The 22,645-nt window shown below is 69.4% G+C and carries 21 protein-coding genes; 15 read left to right on the top strand and 6 right to left on the bottom strand.

All coding sequences use genetic code 11. The features are described 5' to 3' along the window. Window positions 1–59: 59 nt before the first annotated feature. On the top strand, window positions 60–518 hold the full coding sequence (ptsN, locus tag UAJ10_RS10170; RefSeq protein ID WP_040844426.1) for a PTS IIA-like nitrogen regulatory protein PtsN: 459 nt from the start codon (window positions 60–62) through the stop codon (window positions 516–518). A 164-nt stretch (window positions 519–682) separates the two neighbouring features. On the opposite strand, the gene ubiG is transcribed toward ptsN, so the two are convergent. Further along, the gene (gene ubiG, locus UAJ10_RS10175; RefSeq protein WP_322915264.1) at window positions 683–1,426 is read right to left on the bottom strand and encodes a bifunctional 2-polyprenyl-6-hydroxyphenol methylase/3-demethylubiquinol 3-O-methyltransferase UbiG; all 744 of its coding nucleotides are present in this window, start codon (window positions 1,424–1,426) and stop codon (window positions 683–685) included. A 339-nt stretch (window positions 1,427–1,765) separates the two neighbouring features. Between ubiG and UAJ10_RS10180 the strand changes: the two genes are divergently transcribed. From UAJ10_RS10180 to leuC, 10 genes are all read left to right on the top strand, one after another. After that, complete coding sequence (locus UAJ10_RS10180; RefSeq protein ID WP_322915265.1) at window positions 1,766–3,001, top strand: aspartate kinase; 1,236 nt, start codon at window positions 1,766–1,768, stop codon at window positions 2,999–3,001. Between the two features lie 170 nt (window positions 3,002–3,171). Beyond that, window positions 3,172–4,269, top strand: coding sequence for an NAD(P)H-dependent flavin oxidoreductase (locus UAJ10_RS10185; protein ID WP_322915266.1), 1,098 nt, complete (start codon window positions 3,172–3,174; stop codon window positions 4,267–4,269). A gap of 155 nt (window positions 4,270–4,424) precedes the next feature. Next, window positions 4,425–6,632 (top strand): phosphoenolpyruvate--protein phosphotransferase, encoded by a 2,208-nt coding sequence (ptsP, locus tag UAJ10_RS10190; protein WP_322917305.1) that lies wholly within the window; start codon window positions 4,425–4,427, stop codon window positions 6,630–6,632. A 162-nt stretch (window positions 6,633–6,794) separates the two neighbouring features. Further along, complete coding sequence (locus tag UAJ10_RS10195) at window positions 6,795–8,015, top strand: helix-turn-helix domain-containing protein (protein ID WP_322915267.1); 1,221 nt, start codon at window positions 6,795–6,797, stop codon at window positions 8,013–8,015. Then, window positions 8,015–9,625, top strand: a complete 1,611-nt coding sequence (locus tag UAJ10_RS10200) for a GH39 family glycosyl hydrolase (RefSeq protein WP_322915268.1) — start codon at window positions 8,015–8,017, stop codon at window positions 9,623–9,625. The genes UAJ10_RS10195 and UAJ10_RS10200 overlap by 1 nt, the downstream gene beginning before the upstream one ends. Window positions 9,626–9,765: 140 nt before the next feature. Beyond that, window positions 9,766–10,902 (top strand): flavodoxin-dependent (E)-4-hydroxy-3-methylbut-2-enyl-diphosphate synthase, encoded by a 1,137-nt coding sequence (ispG, locus tag UAJ10_RS10205; RefSeq protein ID WP_322915269.1) that lies wholly within the window; start codon window positions 9,766–9,768, stop codon window positions 10,900–10,902. A gap of 202 nt (window positions 10,903–11,104) precedes the next feature. Beyond that, window positions 11,105–12,190 carry a peptide chain release factor 1 gene (gene prfA, locus UAJ10_RS10210; protein ID WP_322915270.1) on the top strand — a complete coding sequence of 362 codons (1,086 nt, stop codon included), beginning with the start codon at window positions 11,105–11,107 and terminating at the stop codon, window positions 12,188–12,190. Further along, window positions 12,187–13,068, top strand: a complete 882-nt coding sequence (gene prmC, locus UAJ10_RS10215) for a peptide chain release factor N(5)-glutamine methyltransferase (RefSeq protein WP_416235359.1) — start codon at window positions 12,187–12,189, stop codon at window positions 13,066–13,068. Before prfA ends, prmC begins: the two co-directional genes overlap by 4 nt. A gap of 348 nt (window positions 13,069–13,416) precedes the next feature. Continuing rightward, window positions 13,417–13,866, top strand: coding sequence for a DUF4167 domain-containing protein (locus UAJ10_RS10220; protein WP_322915271.1), 450 nt, complete (start codon window positions 13,417–13,419; stop codon window positions 13,864–13,866). 280 nt (window positions 13,867–14,146) lie between these two features. Then, window positions 14,147–15,556: a 3-isopropylmalate dehydratase large subunit gene (leuC, locus tag UAJ10_RS10225; RefSeq protein WP_322915272.1), complete on the top strand. Its 1,410-nt coding sequence runs from the start codon at window positions 14,147–14,149 to the stop codon at window positions 15,554–15,556. A gap of 128 nt (window positions 15,557–15,684) precedes the next feature. On the opposite strand, the gene UAJ10_RS10230 is transcribed toward leuC, so the two are convergent. Beyond that, a complete protein-coding gene (locus UAJ10_RS10230) occupies window positions 15,685–16,956 on the bottom strand; it encodes an NADH:flavin oxidoreductase/NADH oxidase family protein (protein WP_322915273.1) in 1,272 nt (423 codons plus the stop codon). A 69-nt stretch (window positions 16,957–17,025) separates the two neighbouring features. Between UAJ10_RS10230 and UAJ10_RS10235 the strand changes: the two genes are divergently transcribed. Together UAJ10_RS10235 and UAJ10_RS10240 are read left to right on the top strand one after the other, a co-directional pair. Then, the gene (locus tag UAJ10_RS10235) at window positions 17,026–17,478 is read left to right on the top strand and encodes a MerR family transcriptional regulator (protein ID WP_322915274.1); all 453 of its coding nucleotides are present in this window, start codon (window positions 17,026–17,028) and stop codon (window positions 17,476–17,478) included. Continuing rightward, on the top strand, window positions 17,475–17,930 hold the full coding sequence (locus tag UAJ10_RS10240; protein ID WP_322915275.1) for a GFA family protein: 456 nt from the start codon (window positions 17,475–17,477) through the stop codon (window positions 17,928–17,930). Before UAJ10_RS10235 ends, UAJ10_RS10240 begins: the two co-directional genes overlap by 4 nt. Before the next feature lie 17 nt (window positions 17,931–17,947). Here UAJ10_RS10240 and UAJ10_RS10245 read toward each other — a convergent pair whose 3' ends face one another. Together UAJ10_RS10245 and UAJ10_RS10250 are read right to left on the bottom strand one after the other, a co-directional pair. Next, on the bottom strand, window positions 17,948–18,493 hold the full coding sequence (locus UAJ10_RS10245) for an NUDIX hydrolase (RefSeq protein WP_322915276.1): 546 nt from the start codon (window positions 18,491–18,493) through the stop codon (window positions 17,948–17,950). 210 nt (window positions 18,494–18,703) lie between these two features. After that, window positions 18,704–19,192, bottom strand: coding sequence for a DUF1178 family protein (locus UAJ10_RS10250; RefSeq protein ID WP_322915277.1), 489 nt, complete (start codon window positions 19,190–19,192; stop codon window positions 18,704–18,706). Window positions 19,193–19,334: 142 nt separating this feature from the next. Here UAJ10_RS10250 and UAJ10_RS10255 point away from each other — a divergent pair, with 142 nt between their 5' ends. Beyond that, on the top strand, window positions 19,335–19,940 hold the full coding sequence (locus UAJ10_RS10255) for a class I SAM-dependent methyltransferase (RefSeq protein ID WP_322915278.1): 606 nt from the start codon (window positions 19,335–19,337) through the stop codon (window positions 19,938–19,940). A 122-nt stretch (window positions 19,941–20,062) separates the two neighbouring features. Here the strand turns inward: UAJ10_RS10255 and UAJ10_RS10260 are convergent, their stop codons facing one another. Further along, window positions 20,063–20,425 carry a hypothetical protein gene (locus UAJ10_RS10260; protein WP_322915279.1) on the bottom strand — a complete coding sequence of 121 codons (363 nt, stop codon included), beginning with the start codon at window positions 20,423–20,425 and terminating at the stop codon, window positions 20,063–20,065. A 346-nt stretch (window positions 20,426–20,771) separates the two neighbouring features. On the opposite strand from UAJ10_RS10260, the gene UAJ10_RS10265 reads away from it, so the two are divergent. Then, the gene (locus UAJ10_RS10265) at window positions 20,772–21,587 is read left to right on the top strand and encodes a hypothetical protein (RefSeq protein WP_322915280.1); all 816 of its coding nucleotides are present in this window, start codon (window positions 20,772–20,774) and stop codon (window positions 21,585–21,587) included. An 18-nt stretch (window positions 21,588–21,605) separates the two neighbouring features. On the opposite strand, the gene UAJ10_RS10270 is transcribed toward UAJ10_RS10265, so the two are convergent. Next, on the bottom strand, window positions 21,606–22,457 hold the full coding sequence (locus UAJ10_RS10270; RefSeq protein WP_322915281.1) for a tetratricopeptide repeat protein: 852 nt from the start codon (window positions 22,455–22,457) through the stop codon (window positions 21,606–21,608). Window positions 22,458–22,645: the final 188 nt, after the last annotated feature.

The following is a 22,645-nucleotide window of genomic DNA, read 5'->3' on the forward strand; positions in this document are numbered from 1 at the left end:
AGCGAAATGCCGAGTGAGCGAGCGTGGTGGCAATGCCGTCCCAGTTTTTGTTGACGCCGATGGTCGAGCTTTTGAAGCCGGACGGCATTGTCGCCAATCTCAAGGCCTCCTCCAAAAAGCAGGTGTTGCAGGAACTCGCCAAACGGGCCGCCGACCTGACGGGCCAGCATGAGCGGGCCATCTTCGACGTGCTGCTGGAGCGGGAGCGCCTGGGCACCACCGGCGTTGGCCGGGGCATCGCCATCCCCCATGGCAAGCTGCCCACCCTGCCCAAGGTCTGCGCCCTGTTCGCACGGCTGGAACGTCCGGTGGATTTCGATTCCATCGATGAACAGCCGGTGGATCTGATCTGCCTGCTGCTGGCCCCGGAATCGGCCGGCGCCGATCACCTGAAGGCCCTGGCCCTGGTCTCGCGCATGCTGCGCAACCCGCTGTTCTGCGAGAAGCTGCGCGGCGCCGACACCGCCGACGCCATCTACGCCCTGCTGACGCATACCGAAGCCAGCAACGCGGCTTAATACGTTTCCCTCAGGCGCCGGGCACCGCCATCCGGCGGCTTGGCTATCCTCACTTTTCAGTCCGCTCACGCTCTCCGAAAAGTTCCGGCGGCCCCGGTCGGGGCCTACGGCGGCATGAAAGTCTTGCCGCCGGTTGGCGCGTTGCAATTCGGGGGTGGATCGCCTCAGCGGCTGGCCCAGAGCAGGTAGTTCACGTCCAGGTCGCGGGCGTCCAGGCGGAAGGTGTCGTTGAAGGGGCTGTAGACCAGGCCCATGACCTCGCGCACCGTCAGGCCGGTGGCGCGCAGGCCGGCGGCCAGCTCCGACGGCTTCAGGAACTTGCGCCAGTCGTGGGTGCCGCGCGGCAGCCAGCGCAGGACGTATTCCGCGCCGATGATGGCCATCAGGTAGGATTTGGGCGTGCGGTTCAGCGTCGCCATGGCCAGCAGGCCCTCAGGCTTCATCAGGGCGGCCAGGCTGTCCAGGAACAGGGGCACGTCGGCCACATGCTCCACCACCTCCAGCGACAGCACGGCGTCGAACGTCTCGCCGGCGGCCACCAGCGCCTCCGCCGTGGTGTGGCGGTAATCGACGGGGGTGCCCGTCTCCATGGCGTGGGTGGCGGCGGTCTTCACGTTGCGCTCGGCCGCGTCGATGCCCACGACGTCGGCGCCCATGCGGGCCAGCGGTTCCGACAGCAAACCGCCGCCGCAGCCGATGTCCACCAGGCGCAGGCCCCGCAGCGGTTGGGGCGCCAGGGGGTCACGGCCGAAATGGGCGCAGATGCGGTCGCGCAGATATTCCAGGCGCACCGGGTTCAGCTTGTGCAAGGGCCGGAACTTGCCCGCCTCGTCCCACCATTCGGCGGCGATGGCCGAAAAGCGCTGGATTTCCCCGGGATCGACGGTGGTCGTGGCGGTCTGGCTCATCATAGGCACCCTTGAACGGAAGGCGCCGGATTATGGGCCGCCGCCCAACCCAACTCAACACCGGCCGACGTATGGCTGTACCCGGTTGGAAGAGCACAAGAAACCAGCCGGCGGATGCCAGCGCCCCCGCCCGCCGGCGCGGAAAACAAGAAATAGAAATGCTCTGTCGCCCGGTTTACGCAACCCTGACCTTTTATTACCCGTTTATTGCCTGCGCACGCCTGACAGGGTAAGGATAGCGCGCTTCCGGACCGCCCTGCGGCCCCTGCCGCGCGGCTGGAAGCCCCCTTGCATCCACCGGCTGGCGCCTGCCGGCCTCTCACAAGGCAGACACGGGTTATGGCACGCCTCGTTTTGAAGTTCGGCGGGACATCGGTCGGCACCATCGACCGGATCAAGAATGTCGCCCGCAAAGTGAAGCAGGAGGTCGACGCCGGCCATGAGGTGGCGGTGGTCGTCTCCGCCATGTCGGGCGTGACCAACCAGCTGGTGGACTATGTGAAACAGGTCGGCCGCCTGGCGGACGAGCGCGAGTACGACGCCGTCGTCGCCTCGGGCGAGCAGGTGACCAGCGGCCTGCTGGCCATCGCCCTGCAGGAGATCGGCATCCCCGCCCGGTCGTGGCAGGGCTGGCAGATTCCCCTGATCACCGACGACGTGCATGGCAAGGCCCGCATCGAGCGCATCGAGTCCGATGACCTGGTGGCCCGCATGTCCACCGGCGAGGTGGCGGTGGTGGCCGGCTTCCAGGGCGTGTCCAAGGATGGGCGCATCGCCACCCTGGGCCGCGGCGGTTCCGACACCTCGGCCGTGGCCCTGGCGGCGGCGGTCCAGGCGGAGCGCTGCGATATTTACACCGACGTGGATGGCGTCTACACCACCGACCCGCGCATCGTGACCAAGGCCCGCAAGCTGGGCCGCATCACGTACGAGGAAATGCTGGAGATGGCGTCCCTGGGCGCCAAGGTCCTGCAGACCCGGTCGGTGGAAATGGCGATGAAGCACCGGGTGCGTGTCCAGGTGCTGTCGACCTTCGAGGAAGCGGCCGGCAGCGCGTTGCCGGGAACTCTTGTCGTTGATGAGGACGAAATCGTGGAACAGGAACTGGTCAGCGGCATCGCCTACAGCCGGGATGAGGCGAAGGTGACCCTGGTGGGTGTGGAAGACCGGCCGGGCGTGGCGGCGGCCATTTTCGGCCCGCTCACCGACGCCGCCATCAACGTCGACATGATCGTGCAGAACGTGTCGGAAGACGGCACCACCACCGACATGACCTTCACCGTCACCAAGGCCGACCTGGACCGCACCGTACAGGTGCTGGAAGGCGCCAAGGACGACCTGAAGTTCCGCCGCCTGATCGCCGACAGCAACGTGGTCAAGGTCTCGGTCATCGGCGTGGGCATGCGCAGCCACGCCGGCGTGGCCCAGCGCATGTTCAAGGCCCTGGCCGACCGCGGCATCAACATCCAGGTCATCTCCACCAGCGAGATCAAGGTCAGCGTCCTGATCGCCGAGGAATACACCGAACTGGCGTTGCGCGCCCTGCACACCGCTTACGGCCTGGACCAGGCATAAGCATCTGAGCGACACTCTGCCCGGGGGACTGGAAGAGCGTCCCCCGGGGCATTGTTGTTTTCAGGGGTTGTTTTAGGTTAGGGATCGGCGTCGTTCCCCGCCGCCGGGCACGGGCCGCCGCATCACGGGCGCGGGTGATCTGTTTTTTCCGCCAAAAGGAAGCGTTTTTGATGTCGACCACCACCACGATTGGAACCGCTCGCGACAAGCTGGACGCGCTGTGGGCCCGTGGGCGCGATTTCCTGGGCACGGAGCTGGCCGTCATGGGCGGCGCCATGACCTGGGTATCGGACGCCGGCCTGGTGGCCGCCATTTCCAACGGCGGCGGCTTCGGCGTGCTGGCCTGCGGCGCCATGACGCCCGAGATGCTGGCCCAGGAGATCGACGCCACCCGGGCGCTGACGGCGAAGCCCTTCGGCGTCAACCTCATCACCATGCACCCGCAGCTGGACACGCTGGCCGCCGTCTGCCTGGACCACGGCGTGCACCATGTCGTCCTGGCCGGCGGCCTGCCCCCCGCGCCGGTGATCAAGCAGCTGAAGGACGGCGGCGCCAAGGTCGTGTGCTTCGCCCCAGCGCTGGTCCTGGCCAAGAAGCTGGTGCGCATGGGCGTGGACGCCCTGGTGATCGAGGGCATGGAGGCCGGCGGCCACATCGGCCCGGTCGCCACCTCGGTCCTGGCGCAGGAGATCCTGCCGGAGATCCGGGACGTGCCCGTGTTCGTGGCGGGCGGCATCGGCCGGGGCGAGGCCATCGTGGCCTATTTGGAGCTGGGGGCCGCCGGCGTGCAGCTGGGCACCCGCTTCGTCTGCGCCACCGAATCCCGCGCCCATCCCAATTTCAAGCGCGCCTTCATCCGGGCCAGCGCGCGCGACGCGATGCCGTCCGCCCAGCTGGACAGCCGGTTTCCCGTCATTCCCGTCCGGGCCCTGCAGAACGAGGGCACCCGCCGCTTCATGGATTTCCAGCGCGAGGTGGTGGAGCGCTTCAACCGTGGCGAGGTCGAGCAGAAGGACGCCCAGCTGGAGATCGAGCATTTCTGGGCCGGCGCCCTGCGCCGCGCCGTCATCGACGGCGACGTGGAGAATGGCAGCCTGATGGCCGGGCAGTCCGTGGGCATGGTGACGCGCGAGCAGCCGACGGCCGAGATCCTGGCCGAACTGGTGGCGCAGGCGGAGGACGCCTTGGCCGGCCGGTACGGTCATGCCAAGGACTCAGGGGCGAAGGAAACGGGACCGGCGCTGGCGCTGGCGGGAGCGGCAGGCTAGTGGCAGCGCATTCCGGAACTCCCCCCATCCTCATCGACCCGGGGCTTGAGGTTCCGGAAACCGGTACCATCACCACCGGTAGCGCTACCGAACTCCGCCGGTCCGCCGACGCGGCGGGTGGCGCCCGGCGCCTGCTGGCCCGGCTGCGCGACGTCATGGCCGCCGGCGGCACCGCCCAATCGCGGCTGGACAAGATCGTCATGCTGATCGCCGCCGAAATGGGGGCGGATGTTTGTTCCTGCTACGTCATGCGGGCGGGCGAGGTGCTGGAGCTGTTCGCCACCATCGGCCTGAACCTGGACGCCGTGCACAAGACCCGCCTGCGGGTGGGCGAGGGCCTGGTGGGCGACATCGCCGCCCACGCCCGGCCGGTGGCCCTGGCCAACGCGCCCAGCCATCCCAATTTCGCCTACCGTCCGGAAACGGGCGAGGACCCGTTCGACAGCTTCATGGGCGTGCCCATCCTGCGCGGCGGCCGCGTGCGCGGCGTGCTGGCCATCCAGCACATCGCCCGCCGCGCCTATGACGAGCAGGACGTGGAGACGCTGGAGACCATCGCCATGGTGGTGGCCGAGCTGGTGGCCACGGGCGAGCTGGTCGACAACCGCGAACTGCAGGTGGCCAACGACCTGGTGCTGCTGCCCTCGCGCCTGGATGGCGTCAGCCTGAACCGGGGCATCGCCATGGCCGTGGCCGTGCTGCACCGGCCGCAGCTGACCATCCGCCAGATGGTGGCCGACGATCCGGAGCTGGAGCTGCGCCGCCTGCGCGAGGCGGTGGACAGCATGCACTCCGCCATCGACCGCCTGCTGATCCTGTCGGGCGAGACCGGCGGCGAGCATCACGAGATCATCGAAACCTATCGCATGTTCGCCACCGACCGTGGCTGGCTGTCGCGCATCCGCGAGGCCATCCGCACCGGCCTGACGGCGGAGGCGGCGGTGCAGCAGGTGCAGAACGACAACCGCGCCCGCATGGCGTCGGTGACCGACAGCTACATCCGCGAACGCCAGCTGGACCTGGACGACATCACCAACCGCCTGTTGCAGCACCTGGCCGGCCGCCAGGACAAGGCGGACGGCGGCACACTGCCGGACGAGTTCGTGCTGGTCGCCCGCAACCTGGGCCCCGCCGAATTGCTGGATTACGACAGCACCCGCCTGCGCGGCCTGGTGCTGGAGGAGGGGGCGGCCTACAGCCACGTGGCCATCGTGGCCCGCGCCCTGGACATTCCCGTGGTGGGGCAGTGCACCGGCGTGCTGAGCCGCGTCGACCCGCTGGACTTCGTCATCGTCGATGGCGACCACGGCCAGGTCTTCGTGCGTCCCGCCGAAGACATCACCGAGGCCTTCCTGAAAAGCATCGAGGTGGGGGAGGAGCGCAAGCGCGAGTTCGCCGCCGCCCGCGAGCTGGAGTCGGTGACGCGCGACGGCGTGCCCGTGCGCCTGATGCTGAACGCCGGCTTGCTGATCGATCTGCCGCATCTGCACGCCACCGGCGCCGACGGTATTGGCCTCTACCGCACCGAAATCCCCTTCATGGTGCGGCACACCTATCCAGACACCGCCGTGCAGAAGGAAACCTATGCCAAGGTGCTGGACGAGGCGGGGGAGAAGCCCGTCACCTTCCGCACCCTGGACGTGGGCGGCGATAAGACCCTGCCCTATTTCCCCGATCTGGGGGAGGAGAACCCGGCCCTGGGCTGGCGCGCCATCCGCATCGGCCTGGACCGCCCGGCCATGCTGCGCAAGCAGCTGCGGGCCTTGCTGTGGGCGGCGTCGGGCCGCGACCTGCGGGTGATGTTCCCCATGGTGGCCGAGGTGTCGGAGTTCCTCCGCGCCCGTCGCGTGCTGGATCTGGAGCTGCGCCGGCTGGAGCAGGACGGCATGGCCCCGCCCCGCGACCTGAAGGTGGGCGTGATGATGGAGGTGCCGGCCCTGCTGTTCCAGTTGGACGCGCTGCTGCCCCACATCGACTTCATGTCCGTGGGGTCCAACGACCTGCTGCAGTACCTATTCGCCAGCGACCGCGGCAACCCCATGCTGAACAACCGCTATGACCTGCTGTCGCCGGCCATGCTGTCGGTGCTGCGCATGCTGGTGCGGCGGTGCGACGCGGCCGGGGTACAGCTGTCGCTGTGCGGCGAGATGGCCAGCCGGCCCCTGGACGCCATGGCCCTGCTGGGCTGCGGCTTCCGCACCCTGTCGATGAGCCCGGGCGCCTTCGGCGAGATCAAGACCATGATCCGCTCGGTCGACGTGGGCGTGCTGCAGCGGTTCCTGGACAGCCTGCTGGGACGCCCCGACCGGTCTTTGCGCCAGCACCTGCTGGCCTTCGCCCGCGATCACGGCGTGCGGCTCTAGCCTATCTAATCAATTCTGACGGCACGATGGTTGCGGTACCGCGGCGCCCTTGATAAGACTCCCCCGTCAACGACGGTTGGGTAATATTCGAACCGGCGGTTGGGACAATTCAAATACGAATTCCGGGTGCCCCCTGGGCCCTTCTGTGCTGGGACAGCCGTCATGACTGAACGCCGCGACCGTTATCGGGACATGATCGACGCTGGCCGCGCCGCCGAACCGCAAGCGCCGCGCGAAACCGTGGGCGACATCCTGCGCATGCGGCGCGAGGAATTGGGCTATGACCTGACGGGCGTGGCCAATGTGCTGCGCATCCGCCGCCCCTATCTGGAAGCCATCGAGGACGGCCGCTATGGCGACCTGCCGGGCCAGGCCTACATCCTGGGCTTCCTGCGCAGCTACGCCGACCTGCTGGGCATCGATTCGGGCGACCTGCTGAACCGCTTCAAGGATGAGACGGCGGGCCACGTCCGCCCGGCGGAACTGTACCTGCCCATCCCCGTCAGCGAGAACCGCGTGCCCAGCGGCGCGCTGATCGTGGGCGCCGTGGTGCTGGCGGGGGCGCTGTACGGCGGGTGGTACCTCTATTCCTCCGCCGACCGCAGCGCCCTGGACCTGGTGCCCAAGCTGCCGGAGCGGCTGGCCCACCTGACGGGCAACAACGACGCCTCCTCCCCGCCGCCGGCCAACGTGCTGCCGGCCCCGGCCGTTCAGGCCCTGCTGAACCAGGCGCAGCCCACGGCGCCGGAGGTGGGCGCCGCCCCCGACGCCACCGCGCCGCTGCCCGATGCCATGCCCGGCCCCGTGCCCGCGGCCCCCGGCACCCCCCCGGCCGCCCCGCAGGCGCCGGCGGCCAATGCCCCTGCCGGCCAGGGGACCGCCGCGCCGCCCACCACGCCGGGCAAGAACGCGGCGACGCCGCAGCCGGCCGCCCCGGCACCGGTCGCGTCCGAGGCGCCGGATGACGAGGCGCCGCAGATGCCGGACCTGGGCCAGCCCAAGACCGCCGCCGCAGATGCGGACGCCGCCCCGGCCGATGCCAGCATGCGCCCCGACACCACTGCCCCAGGGGCGACGCCGGCCCCCGCCAAGGGCCGCGTCTTCGGCCAGACCGGCCCGGCCCGCGTGGTGGTGCGCGCCACGGACGAAAGCTGGATCCAGGTGCGCGACGCCAAGGGCACGCTATGGGCGTCCCGCGTGCTGCACCCCGGCGACAGCTTCCGCGCCCCCGATGTGCCCGGCCTGACCCTGGAAACCGGCAACGCCGGCGGCGTGGTGGTCAGCCTGGACGGCAAGGACCTCGCCGCCCTTGGCGCCAAGGGCCAGGTGGTGCGCAGCTATCCCCTGCAACCGGATGATCTACAGGCTCGGGTGACTCACTGATGGCTTCCCTGTTTCGCAGCAAGGCGGCCGTCGCCGCCTGTCTTTCCGCCTGCGTGGCCCTGGCCGTGGGCTTGGCGCCCCAGGCGGCCCGGGCCGAAGGCCGCCCCCGCCAGGTCGAGGTGGACGTGGCCAAGGCGACCCAGCCTTTGGACCACTTCTACGACCTGTCCATCGGGTCGGACTATCCGGGCACCCTGATGCGCCCGGACAGCATGGCGCAGCTGAAGACCACGCAGGATGAGCTGGGCTTCCGCTACATCCGCTTCCACGCCATCTTCCACGACGTGCTGGGCACGGTGAAGGTCGAGAACGGCGCCGTCACTTATGACTGGAGCAAGATCGACCAGCTTTACGACGACCTGAAGGCGCGCGGTCTGAAGCCCTTCGTCGAGCTGGGCTTCACGCCCAAGGCCATGGCGACGTCGGAAAACAAGATTTTCTATTGGGAGGGCAACACCTCCCATCCCAGGCCCAACGCCTGGCGCGACCTGATCACCGCCTTCGTCCAGCACATCGAGGCGCGCTACGGCCAGGCCGAGGTGCGCAGCTGGTTCTTCGAGGTGTGGAACGAGCCCAACCTGGCGGGCTTCTGGGAAGGCGGCGACCAACAGGCCTATTTCGCGCTGTACGACCTGACGGCCAACACCATGAAGGCCATCGATCCGGAACTGCGCGTGGGCGGTCCCGCCACGGCCGGCGCCGCCTGGGTGCCGGAATTCCTGGACCATGTGGCCAAGAGCGGCGCGCCCGTGGACTTCATCACCACCCACACCTATGGCGTGGACGGCGGTTTCCTGGATGAGGCCGGCAAGGCCGACACCAAGCTGTCGCCCTCCCCCGACGCTATCGTGGGCGACGTGCGCAAGGTGCGCCAGCAGATCGCCGCATCGCGCTTCCCCGACCTGCCGCTCTATTTCACGGAGTGGAGCACCAGCTACACCCCGCGCGACCTGGTGCACGACAGCTACATCAGCGCGCCCTACATCCTGGCCAAGCTGAAGGCCAGCCAGGGCATGGTCCAGGGCATGAGTTACTGGACCTACAGCGATCTGTTCGAGGAACCCGGCCCGCCCACCGCCCCGTTCGAGGGGGGCTTCGGCCTGATGAACCGCGAGGGCATCCGCAAGCCGGCCTACTTCGCCTACAAGTACCTGCACGCGCTGCAGGGCGACGCCGTGCCGGTGACGGACGGCCAGGTGATGGCCTCCGCGACGGAGGGCAGGGCCGCCGCCCTGGTGTGGGATTTCCAGCAGCCGCACCAGCCGGTCAGCAACCGGTCCTTCTACAGCAAGGTCATCCCCAACAAGGCGGCCCCGCCGGTCAAGGTGTCGTTCCGGGGCCTGAAGCCCGGCACCTACCGCCTGGCGGTGCACCGCACCGGCTTCCGCGCCAACGACGCCTACTCCGCCTACATCGACATGGGCGCGCCCAAGACCCTATCGCCGGAGCAACTGGCCAAGCTGACCGACCTGACGCGCGACCTGCCCGAGGCGGACAAGTCCGTGACCGTGGGCGCCGACGGCCGCTACACCGTCCCGTTGCCCATGCACAGCAACGACATCGTGCTGGTCACGATGGAAAAGGGCGGTGCCGGCGCCGGTGCCAAATAGGCCCGACGCTTCGGCCGCTTAACCGTTGCACACCGCGCCGTCCCGCATGCGGCGCGGTGAAGCCTTGTGCGATGGCCTCTTGATCCCGGGGCCTTCCGGCAGCACTTTACCGATCAAATTCCCCCATGAGGCCAGTTCCCATGTCCACCTCCCATCGTGCGTATCGCCAGATCCTGCGCCGGACCTCCCGTCAGATTCGTGTCGGCAACGTCCTGGTCGGTGGCGACGCGCCGATTTCCGTCCAGACCATGACCAACACCCTGACCGCCGACGCCAAGGCGACGATCGAACAGGTGTTGCGGGCCGAAGAGGCCGGCGCCGACATGGTCCGCGTCTCTTGCCCCGACGAGGAGTCGACGACGGCGCTGAAGGAGATCGTGAAGGCGGTGAACGTGCCCATCGTGGCCGACATCCATTTCCACTATAAGCGCGCCATCGAGGCCGCCGAGGCGGGTGCGGCCTGCCTGCGCATCAACCCCGGCAACATCGGTTCCGCCGACCGGGTGCGCGAGGTGGTGCAGGCCGCCAAGGACCACGGCTGTGCCATGCGCATCGGCGTCAACGCCGGCTCGCTGGAGCGCGAGCTGCTGGAGCGCTATGGCGAGCCCTGCCCCGAGGCGCTGGTGGAAAGCGCCCTGACCCACGCCAAGATCCTGGAAGACCATGACTTCCGGGAGTTCAAGATTTCCGTGAAGGCGTCGGACGTGTTCCTGGCCGTGGCCGCCTACCAGGGCCTGGCCGAGGCCTGCGACTATCCCCTGCACATCGGCATCACCGAGGCCGGCGGCCTGCGCGCCGGCACCGTGAAGTCGTCCATCGGCCTGGGCATGCTGCTGTGGTCGGGCATCGGCGACACCATCCGCGTGTCGCTGTCGGCCCCCCCGGAAGAGGAGGTCAAGGTCGGCTTCGAGATGCTGAAGTCGCTGGGCCTGCGCCGCCGCGGCGTCACCGTCATCTCCTGCCCGTCCTGCGCCCGCCAGCAGTTCGACGTCATCAAGACGGTCGAGGTGCTGGAGGAGCGGCTGGCCCACATTACCACCCCCATGACCGTCTCGGTCATCGGCTGCGTGGTGAACGGACCGGGCGAGGCCACCATGACGGACATCGGCTTCACCGGCGGCGGCAAGGGCGTGCACCAGGTGTTCCTGGCGGGCCAGCCGGCCCACCGCCTGAAGGACGAGAGCATCGTCGACCACCTGGTGTCGCTGGTGGAGAAGAAGGCCGAGGAGATCAAGGCCGCCCAGGCCGCTGAGGAAGCCGCCGCCGCCGCCGAGTAGCCTGAAAGTGCCCGCGGCATGGGCCTTCGCTCATGCCGCCAGGCTGCGACCGCAGCCGCCGGAGGTTTCTTGGGAGCGTCAGCGGACCGGAAACTGAGGACAAGCCAAGGCCACGGATGTGGCCGCCCGGCGCCTGAGGGCGCACCAAAAAGATCGGCATCCCGCCGCCGGTCAAAACCGGCGACGGGATGACGGAACGACCATGACCACATTGGAAGAACGGTTCGGGGACACGCTGGCCAAGCTGTCGGCCCGGCACGACGAGTTGCGCGACGCCCTGGCGACGGGCACGCTGGCGGCCGACGCCTACACCCGCATGAGCAAGGAGTTCGCGGAGCTGACGCCGGTGGCGGAGTCCATCGCGGAGCTGCGCCGCGCCCGGTCCGACCTGGCGGATCTCGCCCGCATGGCCGAGGCGGAGGCCGATCCCGAGATGCGGGAGCTGGCGCAGGAGGAGCTGATCCAGGCGGAGAAGGCCCTGCCCGGCCTGGAGCGCCAGGTCATGCTGGCCCTGCTGCCCAAGGACGCCGCCGACGACAAGAACGCCATGCTGGAGGTGCGCGCCGGCACCGGCGGTGACGAGGCGGCCCTGTTCGCCGCCAACCTGTTCGACATGTACCGCCGCTACGCCGGCATCCAGGGCTGGCGCTTCGAGGTCATCGAGATCTCGGAGACGGGCTTGGGCGGCTACAAGGAAGCCATCGCCAGCATTTCCGGCCGGGGCGTGTTTCGCCGGCTGAAGTTCGAATCGGGCGTGCACCGGGTGCAGCGCGTGCCGGCGACGGAAACCCAGGGGCGCATCCATACCTCCGCCGCCACCGTGGCCGTCCTGCCCGAGGCGGAGGAGGTCGACATCCAGATCGACGAGAAGGATCTGCGCATCGACGTGTTCCGCTCGTCGGGCCCCGGGGGCCAGTCGGTCAACACCACCGACAGCGCCGTGCGCATCACCCATCTGCCCACCGGCCTGGTGGTCAGCCAGCAGGATGAGAAGTCGCAGCACAAGAACAAGGCCAAAGCCCTGCGGGTGCTGCGCTCCCGCCTTTATGACCTGCAGCGCAGCGCCCTGGACGCGGAGCGCGCGGCCAACCGCAAGAGCCAGGTGGGCAGCGGCGACCGCTCCGAACGCATCCGCACCTACAACTTCCCCCAAGGCCGGGTGACCGACCACCGCATCAACCTGACGCTCTACAAGATCGACAAGGTCATGGCGGGCGAGGCCCTGGATGAGGTGGTGGAGGCGCTGATCGCCCAGGACGAGGCGGAGCGCCTGGCCGAACTGCAGTGAGCGGTCCGGCCCATACCCCCCTGCCCCTTCTTCGTGACGTGCTGAAGGCGGCCGAGGAACGCCTCGCCGAGGCCGGCTGCGCCAGCCCCCGGCTGGACGTGCGCCTGCTGGCGGAGGAGGCGCTGGGCTGGTCGCGCACCACCCTGCTGCTGGACGGCGACCGCCCCGTGCCGGCCGAAGCCCAGGCCGCCCTCGCCGCCTTGGTTGACCGCCGGGCGGCGCGGGAGCCGGTGTCCCGCATCCTGGGCAAGCGGGAGTTCTGGAGCCTGGAGTTCCGCCTGGCGCCGGACACGCTGGACCCCCGCCCCGATACCGAGACCCTGGTGGAAACCGCATTGCGCCATCTGCCCGACGGCCAGCGCCCCCGGCGCGTGCTGGACCTGGGCACGGGCAGCGGCTGCATCCTGCTGGCGCTTCTGTCCGAGCTGCCGGGCGCCTGGGGCCTGGGCGTGGACATCGCCCCCGGTGCCGCCCGGGCCGCCGCCGCCAACGCGGAGGCCCTGGGATTCGCCGGCCGCAGCGCCTTCGTGGTCGGCAGCTGGACGGACGCCCTGGGCGGCGGGGCGCGCTTCGACGCCATCGTTTCCAACCCGCCCTACATCCCGGCCGCCGACATCGCCGGCCTGGAGCCGGAGGTGCGGACCTTCGACCCGATGCGCGCGCTGGACGGCGGCGCCGACGGGCTGGACCCGTACCGCCACCTGGCCACGGTGGCCGGTGGCCTGCTGGTGCCCGGGGGCCTGCTGGCGGTGGAGCACGGCGCCGGCCAGGGGGCGGACGTGGCGGCCTTGTTCAGCGCCGCAGGCCTGCAAGTGCTGGAACGGGTGGACGATTTGGCCGGCCACGACCGGGTGGTCGCCGCCCGGCGACCCGCCTGATTCCCCAAAAGATCAAGGTTCCTGACCGCTTGCGCCAGTCACGCAGGGCCGCATCGCCAAAAAAAATGTTGGATTAGCGGGATTCAGCGTTTAGGGTCATTTTGCGTGGTGAAGGCCGAAGGGGCGACGCGCCAGGTTCGAAACGGGGGACACCGTTATAGGGACCGGGCTAGCGTTCATGGGCCGATGATGATCACCACGGCATGCCAGTTTGCCCAGCATGGTCGATCCGGTTTCCTTCCGGGTTACGGTGTGGATTCCGGGATCGGATGCGGTGGCGCGGATGATGATGTCCGCCCCCTTGGCACGGCATGCATCGAACTCCAACGGGGCTAGAGCAGCAGTCGGATGAGACAGGGACCGAACTCCAGGCGTTCGCGTGGACGCGGCGGTAACAACGGTGGCAATGCCGGCGGCAACGGCGGCGGCAATGGCAACAACGGTGGCGGTAATAACCGCCGTCAGAACGTGCCCCTGCGCCACCAGACCTTTGACAGCAACGGCCCGGATGTGCGCATCCGTGGCAACGCCTTCCAGGTGCATGAGAAGTACCTGGCCCTGGCCCGTGACGCCCAGTCGTCCGGCGACCGGGTGGCGGCGGAAAACTATCTGCAGCATGCGGAGCACTATTTCCGCATCATCACGCAGATCAACGAGTCCGAACAGCGCCAGCGCGGCGGCGAGCCCCGGCCTTACCAGCCGCAGACGGGCTACGACGACGCCGAGGGCGGCGAGACGTCCGACGACGGCGAGGGCGATGCCCAAGCCGAAGATGAGCGCGAGCCGCTGAGCGCGTAGTTTCAAAAACCCCGCCCTGATAGGCGGGGTTTTTTGTTGCCAGCTGTTTGGTCGCCTCAGGCGTCGGCGCATCCGCGCCTTGGCTTATCCTCGGCTCCCATCCTGGGGCCTGCGGGGCCTTTGGATGAGCGGGTGGGCATAGGCCCTATGCGGCGGAAGCGCGTGGCCACCCTTGTCCGCGACAGGACTGGTCGTTATTCTGCGCCTCCGTGAAACAAAAAGACCCACCGTAGGGGTTTTCGTGTTTCGGAAATGTCGGTCCGCATCAGAGTGAAGATCCATGGGCAAGCCGCGCACCCTCTATGACAAGATCTGGGACAGCCATGTCGTCCACCGCCAGGAGGATGGCACCTGCGTGCTCTATATCGATCTCCACCTCGTGCACGAGGTGACCAGCCCGCAGGCGTTCGAGGGCTTGCGCATGGCCGGCCGCAAGGTGCGCCGCCCGTCCGCCACCCTGGCCGTGGCCGACCACAACGTCCCCACCAGCCATGACCGCCTGGCCGGCATCAAGAATGAGGAAAGCCGCATCCAGGTGGAGCAGCTGGCCATCAACACCCAGGAATTCGGCGTCGACTACTACGACATGTCCGACATCCGCCAGGGTATCGTCCACGTCGTGGGGCCGGAGCAGGGCCTGACCCAGCCGGGCATGACCATCGTCTGCGGCGACAGCCACACGGCCACGCACGGGGCGTTCGGCGCCCTGGCCTTCGGCATCGGCACCTCGGACGTGGAGCACGTGCTGGCCACGCAGACCCTGTTGCTGAAGCCGTCGAAGAACATGCGCATCACCGTGGACGGTGAACTGCCCGTGGGCGTGACCGCCAAGGACGTGGTACTGGCCATCATCGGCAAGATCGGCACCGCCGGTGGCACCGGCCATGTCATCGAGTTCGCCGGCTCCGTCATCCGGGGCCTCAGCATGGAAGGCCGCATGACGGTCTGCAACATGGCCATCGAGGCGGGCGCCCGCGCCGGCCTGATCGCCCCGGACGAGACCACGTTCGACTACCTGAAGGGCCGCCCGCAGGCGCCCAAGGCCGCAACCTGGGAACAAGCCGTCAACTGGTGGAAGAGCCTGCCCTCGGACGAGGGTGCCGTGTACGACCGCGAGGTGGTGCTGAAGGCCGAGGACATCGCCCCCATGGTCACCTGGGGCACCAGCCCGCAGGACGTGCTGCCCATCACCGCCGCCGTGCCCAACCCCGCCGACGAGGCGGATGAGCATCGCCGCGCCGCCATGGAACGCGCGCTGAAGTACATGGGGCTGACGGCCGGCACGCCGCTGGACGCCATCCCGGTGGACAAGGTCTTCATCGGCAGCTGCACCAACAGCCGTATCGAGGACCTGCGCGCCGCCGCCAAGGTGGTGGAAGGCCACCATGTGAAGGACGGCATCTATGCCATGGTGGTCCCGGGGTCGGGTCTTGTGAAGGAACAGGCCGAGTCCGAGGGCCTGGACAAGATCTTCGTCGCCGCCGGTTTCGATTGGCGGGAGCCCGGCTGCTCCATGTGCCTGGCCATGAACGACGACAAGCTGAAGCCGGGGGAGCGCTGCGCCTCCACCTCGAACCGCAACTTCGAGGGCCGCCAAGGCCCCGGCGGCCGTACCCATCTGGTCAGCCCCGAGATGGCCGCCGCCGCCGCCCTGACCGGCAAGCTGACGGACGTGCGCACGCTCAACTGAGCGGACGCACCGGCCGTGATGTGAGCGACGGCGCGGAGCCCCAGAATGGAGGTTCCGCGCCGTTCGTTTTTTGGGTCAAATGTCCCCTCAAACCCCGGGCGCCACCATCCGGTGGATGCGGTCGCATCCTACAGCGGCACGAGGCTAAGCCTCATGCCGCTGCATTCGGCTCCGGTATTGCCGGCCGCGCCAGCCGATGCGCACCTGGTCGGCCAGCAGGGCCAGGGCGGGCGACACGTCCGGCTTGGCCGGCTGCCCCGGCCCAGGCGCCGCAGCTGGGCCTTCACCACCGCCATGGTGCCCATGGCCGCCAGGGTCTTGCGTTCCCAGCGGATGGGGGGCAGCGCCGCCTCCACCCCCTGCCCGCGCTGCCAGGCGCGAGGTAGGCCGGGGGCCAGCGCCAGGGCGGTGGCCATGCCGGCCATGGCCACGCCGCTGTCCACCACCCGGGCCGCCACCTCCACCCGGCGGATGCCGCCCGTCACCATGAGCGGCATGCGCGCCACCTGATTGATGTCGGCGGCGAACTCCAGGAAATAGGCCTCGCGCGCCAGCGTCCGGCCGTCCCGAGCCTCCCCCTGCATGGCCGGCGCCTCGTAACTGCCGCCCGACAGTTCCACCAGGTCGACGGCCAGGTCGTTCAGCCAGGCGACCACCTGGCGCGCCTCTTCCGGCGCGAAGCCGCCGCGCTGGAAATCGGCGGAGTTCAGCTTCACCGCCACGCAGAAGCCGGAGCTGACGGCGGCGCGCACCGCCCGCACCACGTCCAACAGCAGCCGCGCCCGGTTCTCCAACGGCCCGCCCCAGCGGTCCTGGCGCCGGTTGGCCAGGGGCGACAGGAACTGACTCAGCAGATAGCCATGGGCGGCATGGACCTGCACGCCGGTGAAGCCCGCCTGTTCCGCCAGCGTGGCGGTCTGGGCGAAACGGCCGATGACGTCGGCGATGTCGGCCTCGGTCATGGCGCGGGGCATCGCGAACAGCTTGGAATAGGAACCGAGGTCCAGCGCCACGGCGGACGGCGCCACCGTCTCCTGGCCCAGGCTGGCGCGCATTTGCCGGCCGGGATGATTGATCTGCATCCACAGCTGCCCGCCGCCGGCCCGCCCGGCCTCCGCCCACTGGCGGAAGGGGCCCAGGTCGGCGCCCCGCTGCAGCACCACGCCGGCGGGACCGGTCATGGCGCGGCGGTCGACCATGACGTTGCCGGTGATGAGCAGGCCGGCGCCACCCTCCGCCCAGGCGCGGTAGAGGCGGATGAGGGTGGGCGAGGGAAGGTGGTTCGTGGTCGCCATGTTCTCTTCCATCGCCGCCTTGGCCAGGCGGTTGGGGATGATGGCGCGGTTGGGCAAGACCAGGGGTTGGAAGAGGGTGGAGACGGGCATGGTTGCGACGGTCATTCGGTTGACGATCCCCAGACCCTAAGCTTAAAGTGAACTTTAAGGTCAAGAGCCTGTTTTGAGGTCCCCATGCGCATTGGTGAGCTGGCGCAACGCAGCGGCCTGTCGGCCTCGCGTCTGCGATTCTATGAGTCCGCCGGCCTGATCGGCCCGGCCGAGCGGGGGGCCAACGGCTACCGCGCCTTCCCGGCGGAGACGCTGACGCGGCTTGAGCTGATCACCGGCGCGCAAAGGGCCGGCTTCACGCTGGATGAAATCCGCGGCCTGCTGCCGGGCTGCGACGGCCCGGCGGGCGAGGTCGGCCACGCCCCCCAGATCGCGGCGGCCCTACGCCGCAAGGTGGGGGAGATCGAGGCGCTGCAACACCGGCTGGAGACCAGCAAGATCCGGCTGCTGGCCATCGTCGACAGCCTGGAGAACGGCCCCCAGGGCCTGGATTGCGCCGCCAACACCCGCCGGGTGCTGGACGGCATCAAGCGGACCGACATCAAGGAAGCGGCGGCCAAGGAGGCAGCGGAATGAGCGACGGCAAACCCGAAGGCGTCACCGGCGGCTGCCAATGCGGCGCCGTGCGCTATCACAGCACCATGACGCCGGAGGGCGTGCACTTCTGCCATTGCCGCATGTGCCAGCGCGCCGTGGGCAACGTCTTCGCCGCGCTGGCAGGGGTGCGCAAGGACACGGTGACCTGGTCCGGAACGGGCCGGCCCACCTTCTACGCCTCCTCCTCGGTGGCGGAGCGCGGCTTCTGCGCCCAGTGCGGCACGCCGCTGACCTTCGCCTATCCCGACAGCGAGTGGATGAGCGTCACCATCGGCAGCCTGGACGATCCGGAGGTGGCGGTGCCGGAGGTGCATTGCGGCGTGGAAAGCCGCCTGTCCTGGCTGCGCATCCAGGACGGCCTGCCGGAGGAATACACCGATCCCAAGGGCGACCGCCTGCGCGACATGGTCAGCCACCAGGTTTATTTCTGACCCACGACGGATGCGTCTTACAGCCCGTCCACCGGGTTGGTGGCGGGGGCGAAGGGCTGGTCGGCGCGGATGAGGTCCCGCCGGGCCTCGTACTCGCGTAGCGCCCAGTCCACGCTGGGGAAGGCCAGGTCGGTCCAGGGGATGTCGTCCCAGGCGAACAGCGCCACCTCCTGGCTTTCCGGGCCGGCGGCGATTTCCGGGCTGGTCAGCCGCGCCAGGTAGATCAGCTGCACCTGGCTGATGCGGGGAATGTTGTAGACGGCCAGCAGGGGGCCGATGGCCAGGCGGGCGCCCGCCTCCTCCCACGCCTCGCGGGCGGCGCCATCTTGCGAGGTCTCGCCCAATTCCATGTAGCCAGCGGGCAGGGTCCAATAGCCGACACGCGGCGGGATGGCGCGGCGGCACAGCAGGATGCGGTCCTGCCACAGGGCGACCGAGCCCACCACGATCTTGGGGTTGTCATAGGCGATGTAGCCGCAGTCGGGGCAGACCAGCCGCTCCCTATCCTCCCCCGGCGGCACCGTCACCACGCGGGGGCCGAACGTCGGCACGGGATCGGACATGGGGGGCTCTCCCTCGCTGCTTTCCGCCACTATAGCGGGCCTGGCGCCGATACGAAGCGCCTCAAAGAGCATCTGCCCGCGAAGGCACCGGGCGCGACGCGCTAGCCCGCGACCGCGGGCGCCGGAATTTTCGGGGAGCGTCAGCGGACTGGAAAGTGAGGACAAGCCAAGCCAAGGGGCGGATGCCCCGCCGGCGTTTGAGGAATACGGTCAAGTGTCATGCTTGGACACCCAGGGGATGCGGGTGAAGGTCACGCCCTCATCCTCCAGCTCCGCCGCTTCCTCGTCCGTGGTCTCGCCGTAGATGGCCTTGGCCTCGGCCTCGCCATAGTGGATTTTGCGCGCTTCCTCGGCGAAGCGGTCGCCGACATGGGTGGCGTTGGCCTCCACCTGGCGGCGCATCTCGCGCAGCAAGGACATCACCGCCGCCGGCCCCTGGGCCGCGGCCTCCGCCACCACCGCGGGCGTCACCTCGGCCGCCGGCTGCGGCGGGACCGGAGCGGGCGTCGGCGCCTCTTCCGCGCGGGCGCCCCGGCCCTTGGCGATGCGGGGTGCCATGGGGGCCTTGCCCACCGTGTGGTCGCCGCAAATCGCGCAAGCGACCTCACCGGCCGCGACCTGCTGGTCGCAGGCGTCCGCGTTGCGGAACCAGACGTCGAAGGTGTGGCCCTGGCCACATTTCATTTCGTAAAGGATCATGGGTGCGCGGCGGCCATCGATAACGGCCCGCCCGGTTCGGACGGGAAAATGTCATATACAGTCTGGATGTGGGTGGGGAAAGCCACGCCCGCAACATACCCCGGCCGACGCGGCGGCCCCCAGCGCATAAGGCCCATGCCCCATGATCCCCACGCCCCCGAATTCCACGCCGCACCATGACCCCCGGGGCCAGCCCAGCGCCTGGGTCGCCCGCTTCGCGCCGCTGGTGACACGGGGCGGCGCCGTGCTGGACGTCGCCTGCGGCGGCGGGCGCCACGCCCGCCTGTTCCATGGAGCGGGTCATCCGGTGACGGCGGTGGACATCGACCCGCGCGGCGTGGCCGACCTGGCGGGCCAGCCCGGCGTCACCATCCTGCAAGCGGACCTGGAGGGCGGGACGCCGGTGGCGCTGGGCGGACCTTACGCCGGCATCGTCGTCACCAACTATCTCCATCGGCCGCTGCTGTCCCGCCTGCCCAGCCTGCTGGCGCCCGGCGGGCTGCTGCTGTACGAGACCTTCGCCCAGGGCAACCAGCGCCACGGCCGCCCGTCCAGCCCGGGGTTCCTGCTGCGCGACGGGGAGCTGCTGGACCTGGCGCGGGAAACGGGCCTGCAGGTGGTGGCGTTCGAGCAGGGGGAAACCGCCCTGCCCCGCGCCGCCGTGGTGCAGCGCCTGGCGGCCGTGCGGCCCCTGGCGGCGCCCGACCTGGACGGCGATCCGGAACCGCGCCCCCTGCCGCTGGCTTAGAATGGGACCGTTTCAGGCGGCATCACCTGAAACGGGACTTACACGACAAAGCTCCAGAAACAGGAACGGCCCCGACCGCTGGGGCCGGGGCCGTCCTGGTAAGACGGGAAGGTGTGCGGCGCTTACTTCTTGGGCGCGGCGGCGTCGGTGGTGGTCTTCGCGACCTCGGCCTTGGCCTTCTTCACGTGATGGTGGGCGACCGTCTTGGTCTCGGTCTTCGCCGCCTCGGCCTTGGTCTCGGCCTTGGCTTCGGTCTTCGCTTCCACCTTGGCCTCGGTGCCCTTGGCCTCGGTCTTCACCGCGGCGCCCTTCGCCTCCACCGCGGTCTTGGCGGCATCGGCGGTCTTGGCGGCGGCCTGGGGGGCGGCGGCCGGCGCGGTGGGGGTATCCGCCGCAAACGCCCCGGCGGAGAACGCCACCGGCACCATCATGGCCGTGGCGGTGGCGAGGGCCAGCAGGGGACGGCGGTGGGCGAACATGGTCATGGTCGTGGTCCTTGATGATCTGGGATGATCAGAGGGTTTTTGCTCGGGCGTCCCACCATCGGGGCGCAAGGTCATAGTCCCAAGGGAAGGGGGCCGTCGTTCGTCCGGATTGTGGCGAAGGCGGGATATGATCGCGGCCTTTCCGCCGAACTCCTTGCCGGAAGGTTAAGACTTTCCTTCGTCCCTGCCCCGTCCCGCATGGCGCGGCAGGCCCCTCACCCCGGCGGGAAAAGGCCCTCACCGGATGGCGGAGGCCCGCTTAAGCCTTCCGGCCGCCGCCCATTGTCCAAGGAACCCGCCAAAACCGCCGCCGTTACCCCAGCGCACCATCTCTTGAGGCGCCGGCATGACGACCGACAGTGAAACCGACAGCGACCAAGCCAATCGTGAGCAGGTGGCGAAGCTGATCCGCCTGCTGGGGTCCGATTTCGAGGGCGAGGCGGTGACGGCACTGGCCAAGCTACGCCGCCTGCTGCCCAAGCGGGGCCTGGGGTTCAACGATGTGGGCCAGTGGATCCAGTCCCCGGCCAAGGTGGTCTATCGCACGGCCCCGCCCCCGCCGCAGCCCGACACCCGGTCGCTGGAGGATCGCATCCTGGCCTTGGAGCGCCAGCGGGAGGAGGCCCTGCGCGCCCTGCGCGTGGCCCAGGCCCGCGCCGATGAGGCGGAGGACCAGGCCGGCCAACTGGTCAGCCAGCTGGCGGCGGCCCGCGCCGCCACCCGGCCGACCCAGGCGACCCGATCGGCCAATATAAAGCCGCGCGGACGCTGGCGCGGCTATGTCCTGGCAACCCTGGTGAGTGTCGTCGCGACCGTGGCGGTCCGGGCCTATATACCGCCGGCCGGTGCCACGGCCACCGATGCCGGCCAGACCCTGCTGTCGCGCGCCGCCCTGCTGTTCACGCAGCCCAAGGCCCGCGCCGCCGTGGCGGGGCGCAGCGCCTTCCTCTATCCGGCCCCCACCAACCAGCAGGCGGCCGTGGCCCTGCTGCCGCCCACCACGGAGCTGGAGGTGCTGGCGGAGGATGTGCCGGCGGGCGGCGTGCCGGGGGGCTGGGTCAAGGTACGCGCCCCGACCGACCAGGGCACGACCGTGGGTTATGTGGAGCGGCGGCGGCTGGGCCAGCCGGCACAGCTGGCCACCCGCCGCATCCCAGGATAGGGCCGGGGATAGGGCCGCTTACTGGCCCTTGGGCTTGTCGTCCGTCTTTTTGCCGTCGGCCTTCGGCGCCGCCGTGGCCGGCGCGTCATCCTTCAGCGGATCCTTGCCGTCCAGACGGGCCAGGTTGTCCTGGGCCGCGGCGCCGGCGGCGGTGTCGCCCGCCACCTGCACGGCATGGGACCAATCGGCCTTGGCCCCGACCTTGTCGCCCCGGTCGGCCTTGATGTTGCCGCTGAGCAGCAGGCCCTGGGCGTTGTCCGGGTCCAGCGACAGGGCCATGCGCAAATCGCGCCCGGCCTCCACGTCACGGCCCAGGCGGTGCTTGGTCTCCGCCCGCATGACCATGGCGTCGACGCGGCCGCCATCCAGGCTGAGCGCCCGGTCCAGGTCGCGCAACACGTCCCACCAGCGCTCGGCCCCCGCCCGTTCCGTGGCGCGGTCGATCAGCAGGTCGGGGTCCTCGGGCTGCAAGCCGATGGCCTTGGTGTAGTCGGTATCGGCCTTGGTGTGTTCCTTGGCGTTGAACCAGGCCCAGCCGGCCTTGCCCCACAGTCCAGCCGTGACCTTGGGCGGCAGGCCCAGCACCGGGATCACCGCCTCCAGCGCCACCGCCGATTCCTTGTATTCCCCCCGGAACAGCTGGGCCATAGCCTGGCACAGGCGGGCATCGTTGCCGCCGCCCTTCTTTTCCCACAGCTGGGCCTCGGCATAGGCGAAGTCGGGCAGCTCCTTGGCCCGTTGCAGGCAAGTGTCGCGGTTCAGCGCCACGGGCACGGCGCCGGCGCCGGTGGCCAAGCCGCACAGGATGGCGGTTATGGCCGGGGCCAGAACGCGGCTGGAAAGGTGGGGAAGCTTGAGGGTAATCATCATGGCGCCTAGAGTCCCGAACGGCGGATGGATCGCAAGTGCTTTCATCCCGGGGCCGGCCTTACGTGGCGCGGCCCCGGGTCACAGGATAGCACGGGCGGGCCCCGCCCCGGCAGGCGCGGGTCCCTGCCATCCTGAAGGTGCGGGGGTCGCGGGCAAGCACCCCAATTGGTTAACGGAGCCTGGTCGCC

It is taken from the genome of Nitrospirillum guaranorum, assembly GCF_034653275.1.
In the GTDB taxonomy this organism is placed as follows: Bacteria; Pseudomonadota; Alphaproteobacteria; order Azospirillales; family Azospirillaceae; genus Nitrospirillum.